The organism is Plesiocystis pacifica SIR-1 (assembly GCF_000170895.1).
In the GTDB taxonomy this organism is placed as follows: Bacteria; Myxococcota_A; Polyangia; order Nannocystales; family Nannocystaceae; genus Plesiocystis; species Plesiocystis pacifica.
In genome coordinates, this window is record NZ_ABCS01000008.1 from 155554 (window position 1) to 165625 (window position 10072).

General features: G+C 73.3%; 7 protein-coding genes. 6 read left to right on the forward strand and 1 reads right to left on the reverse strand.

Going from position 1 to position 10072, the window contains the following annotated elements:
- Positions 1–42 precede the first annotated feature (42 nt).
- From PPSIR1_RS06255 to PPSIR1_RS06270, 4 genes are all read left to right on the forward strand, one after another.
- On the forward strand, positions 43–867 hold the full coding sequence (locus tag PPSIR1_RS06255; protein WP_006970157.1) for a M50 family metallopeptidase: 825 nt from the start codon (positions 43–45) through the stop codon (positions 865–867).
- A gap of 62 nt (positions 868–929) precedes the next feature.
- Complete coding sequence (locus PPSIR1_RS06260) at positions 930–1970, forward strand: DMT family transporter (protein ID WP_198154471.1); 1041 nt, start codon at positions 930–932, stop codon at positions 1968–1970.
- A gap of 45 nt (positions 1971–2015) precedes the next feature.
- On the forward strand, positions 2016–2480 hold the full coding sequence (locus PPSIR1_RS06265) for a nuclear transport factor 2 family protein (RefSeq protein WP_006970159.1): 465 nt from the start codon (positions 2016–2018) through the stop codon (positions 2478–2480).
- Positions 2481–2497: 17 nt separating this feature from the next.
- Positions 2498–8173: a trifunctional serine/threonine-protein kinase/ATP-binding protein/sensor histidine kinase gene (locus tag PPSIR1_RS06270; protein WP_006970160.1), complete on the forward strand. Its 5676-nt coding sequence runs from the start codon at positions 2498–2500 to the stop codon at positions 8171–8173.
- A 7-nt stretch (positions 8174–8180) separates the two neighbouring features.
- Here PPSIR1_RS06270 and PPSIR1_RS47430 read toward each other — a convergent pair whose 3' ends face one another.
- On the reverse strand, positions 8181–8657 hold the full coding sequence (locus PPSIR1_RS47430; protein WP_157595248.1) for a hypothetical protein: 477 nt from the start codon (positions 8655–8657) through the stop codon (positions 8181–8183).
- A gap of 39 nt (positions 8658–8696) precedes the next feature.
- Between PPSIR1_RS47430 and PPSIR1_RS06280 the strand changes: the two genes are divergently transcribed.
- Together PPSIR1_RS06280 and PPSIR1_RS41955 are read left to right on the forward strand one after the other, a co-directional pair.
- On the forward strand, positions 8697–9167 hold the full coding sequence (locus PPSIR1_RS06280; protein WP_006970162.1) for a YbaK/EbsC family protein: 471 nt from the start codon (positions 8697–8699) through the stop codon (positions 9165–9167).
- A 44-nt stretch (positions 9168–9211) separates the two neighbouring features.
- A complete protein-coding gene (locus PPSIR1_RS41955; protein ID WP_006970163.1) occupies positions 9212–9799 on the forward strand; it encodes a hypothetical protein in 588 nt (195 codons plus the stop codon).
- The last annotated feature ends 273 nt before the right edge of the window (positions 9800–10072 follow it).

The following is a 10072-nucleotide window of genomic DNA, read 5'->3' on the forward strand; positions in this document are numbered from 1 at the left end:
CTCGGCGCGAATCGATCACCCCAGTGCTAAGTTAGAGCTCGCGTGATCAGCTACGACGAGATCAAGCGGCGCTCCGCCGGCGTGGACCCCGAGCGCGCGGCCCGGCGCGCCCGCTGGTTCCTGCTGGGCAGCACGGCCCTGACCCTCTTGCTCTACGTCGCGCCCTACTACGTCGCCGAGGCCTGGTACGTGAGCCTGCCGCTGGTGTGGATCTCGACCCTCGTCCACGAGCTGGCCCACGGCTTCACCGCGGCGCTCCTCGGCGGCCGCTTCCACAAGTTCGTGATGCACCCCGACGCGTCCGGGGCCGCGACCTGGTCCGGCAACTTCGGCCCGCTGCGCACGGCGATGGTCGCCGCGGGCGGGCTCGTCGGACCCCCGGTGTTCGCCGCCGCCGCCTTCTTCATCGCGCGCAAGGCCAACTGGGCCAAGTGGGCGCTCTACGTCGGCACCATCGGCCTCGTGTTGATCGCGGCGCTGATCGTCCGCAACCCCTTCGGCCTCGGCTTCGTCGCCGTGTTCACCCTGATCATCGGCCTCCTGGCCAGCCGGCCCAACCCCGAGGTCTCGCAGATCACCCTGGTGTTCCTGGCGACCCAGATGACCCTGGCCGTGTTCAGCCGCGGGGACTACCTGTTCACCGAGTACGCCGAGACGGCCAACGGCCGCATGCCCTCGGACGTCGCCCAGGTCGCCAACGCGCTGGGCGGCCCCTACTGGCTGTGGGGCGGCATCATCGGCGTCACCTCGGTGTTGTTGCTGGGCCTGGGACTGTGGCTATTCTTCCGCGACTTTGATGACTTCAGCGTCCGGGGCCTGTTCGCCGCGCGCAAGGCTCGGAAGGCCGCCAAGGCCAAAGCCAAGTAGCCAGGCCCGTCCCCGCGTTCGGGTGCGCCTGCGTGCCCGGCTCTGTTAGGCTGGCGCCGCACTTGGACGCGCCCCCCTCAGCGTGGACGCTCCGACTCGCCGTCGTCGTGCTCTGCATCGTGTGGGGCAGCGCGTGGGTCGTGGTCCGCGACGGCCTCGACACCCTGCCCCCGCTGTTCTCGGCGGGGGTGCGCTTCGTGATCGCGGGGGCGTTCATGGCCGCGCTCGCGCCCTGGGCCCGACGCCGCGAGGGCGGGGCCGATCCGCCCGCGTGGCTGTGGCTGCTCGTCGCGACCACCAACTTCGCCATCGGCTACGGCGTCGTCTACTCGGTCCAGCAGGTGCTCCCGTCCGGGCTGGTCAGCTTGCTGTGGGCCGTCTACCCGGTGCTGATGGTCCTCGGCGCCCACTTCATCCTCGACGGGGAGCGCCTCGGCGCGCTGCAGTGGCTGGGCTTCTTGCTCGGCTTCCTCGGCGTCGCCGCGCTGTTCGGCAGCGACCTCGACTCCCTCGGACCCACGGCGCGGCGCGACTCGGCGCTGCTGCTGCTGAGCCCCGCGGCCACGGCCGCCGGCACCCTCACCCTCAAGCGCCACGGCTCGCAGTGCAGCTCCGTCGTCCTCAACCGCAACGCGATGCTGTTCGGCGGCGCGCTGCTCCTGCTCGCCGCGCTGATCAGCGGCGAGCAGCTCCCGAGCCAGTGCGGCGCGCGGACGATCCTCGGCATGCTCTACCTCGCCCTGTTCGGCTCCGTGCTCACCCTCGGGCTCTACTACTGGGTGCTCCGCCACGGCTCGGCGAGCCGCCTGAGCCTGACCGCCTACGCCACGCCGGTGATCGCCCTGTCCCTGGGGTGGGTCATCCGCGACGAGCCGATCTACGCCAGCACGATCGTCGGCGCGCTGCTGATCGCGGGCGGCGTCGCGGTTGCGAACACGCGGACGGACCGAGACCGCGACGAAGACGGACTCGCGCCCGACCATGGCGCGGGGTTGTCGAGCGAAGACGAGCAGCGCGAGCGCAGACACGAGCTGCTCGAGCGCGAACACGAGCGGCTCGAACACGACGGATTCGCGGACACACAACGGCCCGCGAGCAGGTGACCGAGCTGTACACTCGTCGGACACCCGTAGTTTCCGAGAGTAGCCATGTCGCAAGTCCCGCCCATCATCAAAAAACGCCTCCGCACCCTCGAGTCCCGCGCCGCCATCGAAGAGCTGCGCGCCAACTATGCCCGGCGCTCGGACGCCGTGTTCAACGAGCCCGGCAACGCCAGCGCCGTGGCCCTCGCCGACCTGTTCACCGACGACGGCGTCCTCGACCTCGGACCGTTCGGAAAATTCGAAGGCCGCGACGCGCTGATCAACGCCTTCGAGAACCTCCTGCCCCAGGGCACCAAGTGGTCGACGCACTACATCGTCAACCCGGTCATCGAGGTCGACGGCGACGCCGCGACCGGTGATTGGTACTACCTGATCGACTCGCTGCCCGCTGGCGAGGGCGCCCAGCTCGTCCAGTTCCGCGGCGGCTACTCCGACAAGTACGTCCGCGTCGACGGCGAGTGGCGCATCAAGGAGGCCCTCACCCGCTACTTCGTGCCTCCGAGCGAGTAGGCGACCGCGCCCCTTCGATGATCCCGAACCCCACCGGCTACATCAACGTCACGCGCGAGCGGGGCTCGGACCGGGTCCAGGTGTTCGAGGCCCAGCTCGCCGAGAGCGGACGCCGGGTCGTCGTCGCCTCGATGCGCGTCGACAACCCCGAGCTCGAGGCCCGCGTCGCCCACGAGTTCGCCCAGCTCGTCGACGTGCAGGTCGACGGCCTCGCCCGCGCGCTCAGCCTCGAGCGCGCGGACGGGCTGATCACCACGGTGTTCGAGCGCCCCGCCGGCATCACGCTGGCGACCTGCGCCGAGCACCGGGTCATCTCCATCGCCGACCTGCTCGAGATCGGCGCGCAGCTGGCCGAGATCCTCGCCCGCGTCCACGCCCGCGGGCTCTTGCACCGCAGCATCCGCCCGGCGCGGGCCTTCATCGAGGCCGACCCGCTGCGCGTCAGCCTCGCGGGCGTCGGGGTCCGGGCCCTGCTGACCTGGGAACGCGAGACCCTCGACGAGGGCGCGCTGCTGACCGAGGTGCTGGCCTACGCCGCCCCCGAGCAGACCGGCCGCACCAACCGCGGCACGGACGCGCGCAGCGACCTCTACTCCCTCGGGGCGGTGCTCTACGAGCTGCTCGTGGGCGAGCCGCCCTTCGTGTGCGCGGGCCTGCTCGAGCTCGTCTACGCCCACCTCGCCCGGACCCCAGAGCCCGCCCACGCGCGCCGCCTCGACGTCCCCGACGGGCTCTCGCGGGTGCTCGCCAAGCTCCTCGCCAAGGCGCCCCAGGAGCGCTACCAGAGCGCGACCAGCCTCGCCGCCGATCTCCGCGCGCTCCAGACCCTGCACGCCGCAGGCGACGACACCCGCGGCTTCGAGCTCGACACCAGCGAGCGCGGCTGGGCCCTCCACCCGCCGACCCTGACCTTCGGCCATGAGCGCGAGTGTGCCCGGCTCCGGGCCCTCGCCGAACAGGGCGTCGACGCGGGCGCGAGCGCGGGCCTGGCCGTGGTCGGGGCCCGCGGCATGGGCAAGTCCACGGTCTTGCTCGAGCTCCAAAACCACCTCACGCAGCGCGGCGCCCTGGTCGGTCAGGGCAGCTTCCGCGCGACGGCCACGCGCCCCTACTCGGCCATCGCCGACGCCATCACCCAGATCCTCGAGCAGCTGCTCAGCCGCGACGACGAGTCCCTCGCGCACTGGCGGGCGCGGCTGCAGCGGAGCCTCGGCGGCGTCGCGGCCCTCGCCGTCGAGCTCGTCCCGACCCTGGCGGCGCTCGTCGATCCCCAGCTCGCCTCGCCGACGCAGGCCCTCGACGACGCCGCCGCCCCCCACGAGCGCGTGCTGCTGACCGTCGCCCGAGTGTGCGCAGCGCTGCGAGGGAGCGAGCCCCTGGTACTGGTCATCGAGGATCTCGAGCTCGCCGAAACCAGCAGCCTCGAGCTCCTCGCAACCTTGCTCGCGGGCCAGGGCGAGGGCAGCTTGCTCGTGCTCGTGAGCGCGACCCCGGCGACGGAGGCCGACGACGCGCACGCCCTGCGACGGCTCGCGCGGCTGTGCCGAGAGATCGGCGCGCCGGCCCTCGACACCGTCGCCCTCGCCCCCCTGTCCGTCGACCGGGTCGCGACCATGGTCGAGCTCAGCTTGGACTGCCCGGCCGAGGACGCCGCCGCGCTCGCGCCCCTGCTGACCCGCAAGACCGGCGGCATCCCCCTGCTCCTGCACCGGCTGCTCTCGCTGCTGCACGAGGACGGGCTGCTCTCGCCCTCCCCGACGGGCTGGCGCTGGGACCTCGACCAGGTCGAGGCCGCCGACCTCCCCGGGGACCTGCACGAGTTCATGATCCGGGAGCTCCGCGCCCTCGAGCCCTCGACCGCCGCGCTGCTGCGCCTGGCCGCCTGCGTCGGCCCCGAGTTTGACGTCGAGACCCTCGCGGCGACCTCCGCCCAGCCCCTCGACGCCCTCGTCCGCGAGCTCTACACCCTCGTCGAGGCCGGGCTGCTCAACCCCGTCCACGATCGCTACCGCTTCGCCCACGAGGACATCCGGACCACGGCCCTGGCCGACTGCCCCGCGCGCGAGCGGGCCAGCTTGCACTGGCGCGTGGCCGAGCACGCCATGGCCGCGGGCTCCGTCCACGCGCGCGCCCAGCTGTTCGCCGTCGCCGAGCACCTCGAGGCCGCCCTCGCCCAGGACCGGCCCCCGCCCGGGCTCGACGATCCCGAGCGCCGCGCCCGGGTCGTCGACCACCTGTCGCGGGCGGGGGCGCGCGCCCTCGACGAGGCCGCCCCGCGCCTCGCCCTGCGCTACCTCGAGCGCTGCACGGCCCTGCTCGGCGCCCCCGAAGCCGAGGACCTCGCCACCCACACCGGCAGCGATCACGCCCGCCTCGCCGCCCTCCACCACGACCGCGCCCGGGCCTTCGCCGCCCTCGGCCAGGACCGCGCCGACACCATCTTCGCCGCCTTGCTGGACTGCGCCGTCGAGCCCGAGCTGGCCGTCGCCATCGCCCGCGCCCGCGTCGCGCACCTGCACCTGCGGGGCCGCAGCGTCGAGGCCGTGGATCTGGCCCTCGAGCGCCTCGCCGCCCACGGCTGCCCCCTGCCCCGCCGCCCGAGCCGCTGGCGCGCCCGCGCCAAGCTGGTGCGCGCGTGGACGCAGCTGCGCAAGCTCGACGCCGCGGCCGTGCTCGCGCTCCCGCGCTGCACCGATCCCGACGCGGTCGCCGTCATGGCCCTGCTCGACAAGGCCAAGAACGCCGCCTTCGCCGTCGACCACAACCTCTACGAGCTGCTCATCGCCGCGCAGATCGAGTGGACCCTGCGCGCGGGCAGCCACCCGACCCTGCCCACGGCCATCGCCCAGCTCGCGACCACGGTCGCCGCGTCGTCCGTGCGCCACGTCGAGGGCGCCGTCGCCCTCGCCCAGCTGGCCCAAGCCGTCGCGCCGAGCTTGACCGACCGCCCCGGGCAAGTGCGGACGACCTGCGCCGCCCAGTTCTTCGTCTGCCACCTGAGCCAGCCCTTCCCCTCGGTCCTCGCCGCGGTCCGGGACGCCTACCCCCAGGCCCTCGAGGCCGGCGACTCGCTGTGGGCGGGCTACGCCGGCGCCCTCGAGCTCTCGATGCAGCTCGACACGGGGACCCACCTCGAGACCCTCGGGCGGGACTGCCAGGCGCGGCTCGCCGAGCTGCGCGGGCGCTCGTCGAGCGAAGCGCAGCTGCGCATGCGATCGCTCGAGGCCCTGACCCAGCGGCTGCGCCGTGGCGAGCTCGGCGACGATCCGGACCGCGCCCTGCACCCCGCCGAGCTCGAGGCCGCGGGCGCCAGCCGCTACGGCGTCACCGTGGCGGCCACCAACTGGGCCCTCGGCGAGCTGCTCTTGGGTCGACCGGCCCGGGCCCTCGAGGTCTCCGCCCGCGCCTTCCCCACGAGCGAGCAGGTCCTGGTCGCGTCCTGGCTGATCCCCCGCCTGGCCGTGACCATGCTGAGCGCCGACTTCCAGGTCCGCGCTCGCGCCCAACACGGCGAGGCCCCAGGCCTGCCCGCCAAGCTGCGCCGCCGGGCCCACGCCCTGGTCCTGCGCTGGGCCCGGCACAACCCCCACAACTACGCCCACTACCGCGAGCTCGCCCGTGGCCTCCAGCGCCTCCGCGCTCGCCCTCCGCGACAGCTCGCCGCGCTCCGCCACCTCGAGCGCGCGCGCACCCTCGCCGCCGCCCGTGGCTGCCGGTGGCTGGAGGGCTTGAGCGCCGAGCTCATCACCCAGATCGCCCTCGCCCCCTCTCCCGGCTCCCCCGACGACGCCCTGAGCAGCTACAGCCTCGGCGCGCGGCTGATGGCGCTGCGGGCCTACTCGAGCTGGGGCGCGCGGCTGCCCGCCGAGCGCCTGCGCGAGGCGAGCTTGCCCGACGAGCTCGCAGACTTCGGCCCGCGCGAGGGCAGCTCGGGCGGTCGGCTCGCGGCCAGCACCTCGAGCGCCCCCGGCCGCTCCCTGGCCTCGTCGAACAAGGCCAGCCTCGAGCTCCGCCGCGGCCACGGCCAGGGCGGCGTCCAGGCCCTCGACTACGAGAGCGTGGTCCGCAGCGTGTCCGCCATCGCCATGGGCCTGGGCCTCGACGAGGTCGTCGCCCAGGTCCTGCGAGCCGCGCTGACCAACGCCGGGGCGGACCACGGCGCCCTCGTGCTCGAGCGCAACGGGCGGGTCGGGCTGGTCGGCGTCGCCCAGCTCGCCCCCGACACCGGCGAGGTCGAGAGCGAGGTCTTCCCCCGGTCCCTCGCCCTCGACCAGGCGGAGCAGCGCGTGCCCACCTCGCTGATCCGCCTGGTCATGCGCACGAGCCAGGCGCTGATCCTCGACGACCTCGAAGACCCCGCCAACGCCCGCTTTCACGGGGACCCCTACCTCGACGCGACCGCGGCCCGATCCCTGCTCGTCATGCCCGTGCGCCTCGACGACCGGCCGCTCGGTGTCCTGGCCCTCGAGCACCACGGCTCACCGGGGAGCTTCCACGCCGCGCGCCTCGACGCGCTCCAGCTCATCGTCGGGCAGGCCGCGCGGGCCCTCGATCGCGCGCGCATCCACGGCGCCCTGCTCGAGAGCGAGACCCGGTGGCGCTCGCTCGTCGACGGGGCCCCCGATCTCATCGCCCTGCTCGGCGAGCGCGGCCGCGTCGAGTTCGTCAACCGCAGCCAGGGCCCGCGCCCCGATGAGCACCGCGCCATCCTCGAGCGCTTCGCCGAGTCTTCCCTGCCCAAGCAAGCGTGGTCCCAGGCCGTCGCCGCCGCCCTCGAGTTCAGCCGAGGCAGCGAGCTCGACCTCGAGCTCCCGGCCCTCGCCGCCGACACCCCCGCTCGCCACTTCCACGCCCGCCTCGCCCCCCTCGCCACCCCGGCCGAGGACCACGCCCAGGGCCGCGTCATCGTCATCGCCACCGAGGTCACCGCGACCAAGCGCGCCGAGGCCGAGCGCAGCCGCCTCGCCACCCAGCTGCGTCAGCAGCAGCGCCTCGAGGCCATCGGCACCCTCGCCAGCGGCGTCGCCCACGAGATCAACAACCCCATCCAAGGGATCCTCAGCTACGCCGAGCTCCTCGACGAGGACCGCGACAAGCCCGAGGTCGTCGGGGAGTTCGCCCTCGAGATCCGGCGGGAGTCCGAGCGCGTGGCGACCATCGTCCGCGACCTGCTGACCTTCTCCCGGTCCGAGGAGCGCCAGCCCTTCGAGGCGGTCCGCTTCGCCAGCGTGCTCGACAGCATGATGACCCTGCTGCGCGTGACCCTCGAGCACGATCGCGTCGAGCTGCGCATCGTCGGGCTCGAGCAGGCCCCGAGCCTGCGCTGCCGCCCGCAGCAGCTGCGCCAGGTGCTGATCAACCTGATCACCAACGCCCGCGACGCCCTCAACTCCGCCGACACCGGCGAGGGCGCGCCCAAGGCCATCGAGGTCCGCGTCACCAGCGAGCGCCCGAACTGGCTGACGATCCGCGTCGAAGACAACGGCCCCGGCATCCCCCCCGAGGTCCTCCCCCGCATCTTCGACCCCTTCTACACGACCAAGGGCCGCCACGAGGGCACCGGGCTCGGCCTGGCCCTGTCCCACGGCATCGTCAGCGAACACGGCGGGCAGCTGTCCGTGGACAGCCCCCCGGGCCGCGGCGCGTGCTTTCGCATCGACCTCCCGCTCGCGGGGCCTGCCGAGGAGAGCTGACGCGCCCTCACTTGCAGGGGCCGGGGTACTGATACTTCTGCGCCGGGCAGTTGCCGTAGACCGCCTCGAAGGTCCGCCCGTCACAGCCGCAGTACTCGCGCACGCCTTTTTTGCAGTCGATCTTCGCGTCGCACTCCCAGACCGCCTCGCAGCCCTGCCCGCCGACGCAGGTCTCGCCCTCGAGGCAGGCGCCCTTCTCCGCGGGGTCGCAGCTCAGATCCTCGCGCTCCTCGGCCACGGCTGGAGCGCCGCCTCCGTCCGCGCCGGCCGCGTTGGCGGCCGTGTCCGCGCCCCCCGCCTCGGCGGCCTTGGCCTCACCGCCCTCGCCAGCCTTGGCCTCACCACCCTCCGCGGCCTTCGCATCGCCCCCCTCGGCCTTGGCGTCGGTGTCCTCCCCCGCCTCGCCCTTGTCCTTGCACGCAGACAGGGACACGGACAGCGCGAGCGAGGTCAGCACGAGGGTGAGCGAGCGGGGCAGCAGCATCGGCGCGAGCATAGCAGCACGCGGGCTACACTCGGCGCCGTGATCCTCGAGCGCATCCGGGAGCTGCTGACCACCCACGAGCTCCCCTTTTGCGAGCTCCACCACCCGCCCACGCGGACCTCACGAGACAGCGCCCGCGAGCGCGGCGAGCCCCTCGAGATCGGCGGCAAGGCCCTGCTCATCAAGGTCGACGATCGCTTCGCGCTGTTCGTGCTGTCCGCCGCCCGCCGCCTCGACTCCAAGGCCCTGCGCCGCAGCGTCGGCGCCCGCAAGTCCCGCTTCGCCACCCCCGAGGAGCTCGCCGCGCTGACCGGCGGGTTGGTGCCCGGCAGCGTGCCCCCCTTCGGCGAGCCCATCCTCCCCTTCCCGTTGATCGCCGACGCCTCCGTGCTGGCCAACGCGCGCATCGCCTTCAACGCCGGCTCGCTCACAGACTCCATCGTTTTGGCCACCGCAGACTGGGCCAAGGTCGCCCGGCCGCGGGTGCTGGAATTCACGACCACGCCCTGACACAGGGCCCGCCCGACTTGCTACCATCGCGGGGGGTCCCGTCCATGCTCGATCGTACCGTCGCCTTTCGCCTGGGAGCGCAGTGGCTCGTCGTCTCTGCCGCGGGGACGAACCCACGCTCGACTGGAGGCCGCCGACTGTCCGTCTCGGAGCTGCGCTGGTCCCTCCGCCAGCTCGGCGACGTCCACCTCCTGCGCCGGCTCATCGCCATCGCCGACATCTCCCGGCCCTCCTCGCCCATGGCCGTCTCGGCCACCTTCCGCGTCGACGATCGCCTGGCCATGCTGCGCATCGTCGACGCGCTCGTCGCCCAGGGCCGGCTCCACGCCGACGCCCGCTCCTCCCTCCGCGGCGGCGCTCAGGCCCAGGAGTACGTGCCCAACCAGGCCGCCGAGCCCGAGGAGCGAGAGGTCGTCAACGAGGAGCTCGGGTGGATCGAGATCGAGCTCAAGGACGAAGACGGCGACCCCGTGCCCAAGGCCAAGTACGAGCTGACCCTCCCCGACGGGACCAAGAAGACCGGCCGACTCAACGCCGAGGGCTTCGCTCGGGTCAACAACATCCCGGACGGCGAGTGTCAGGTCTGCTTCCCGGACTACGACTACTCCTCCTGGAACGCTGCTGCCTCTTAATGGCCCCCGCAGGCGAGACGGACTGGGGGCGGGTTGTCCTCAAACGCGTTCGTGCCTTCTAGTGGGTGTGTGGTCGCCCCCAGAGGGGGCGTTTGTGGGGGCTGTGGGTGGGTCGAGGAGGCTCGCGGGTTGGCGGAGGTCGGGGGCGCTCCTCTCCCGGGCGCGTCTGGTTGGTGAGGCGTGAGGCGTGACGCCCAAGACCCTCGCAGGCCCGAGCGGGTCGGGAGGGTCGGATCCCCCAGCGCTAGGAGCCGCCACAGCGCGAGTCGAAGG

Bases quoted from the DNA above. Each gene is read 5' to 3' on its own strand.
- PPSIR1_RS06265 (WP_006970159.1), top strand. From the start codon at position 2,016: ATGTCGCAAGTCCCGCCCATCATCAAAAAACGCCTCCGCACCCTCGAG.
- PPSIR1_RS06270 (WP_006970160.1), top strand. From the start codon at position 2,498: ATGATCCCGAACCCCACCGGCTACATCAACGTCACGCGCGAGCGGGGC.
- PPSIR1_RS47430 (WP_157595248.1), bottom strand. From the start codon at position 8,657: ATGCTGCTGCCCCGCTCGCTCACCCTCGTGCTGACCTCGCTCGCGCTG.
- PPSIR1_RS41955 (WP_006970163.1), top strand. From the start codon at position 9,212: ATGCTCGATCGTACCGTCGCCTTTCGCCTGGGAGCGCAGTGGCTCGTC.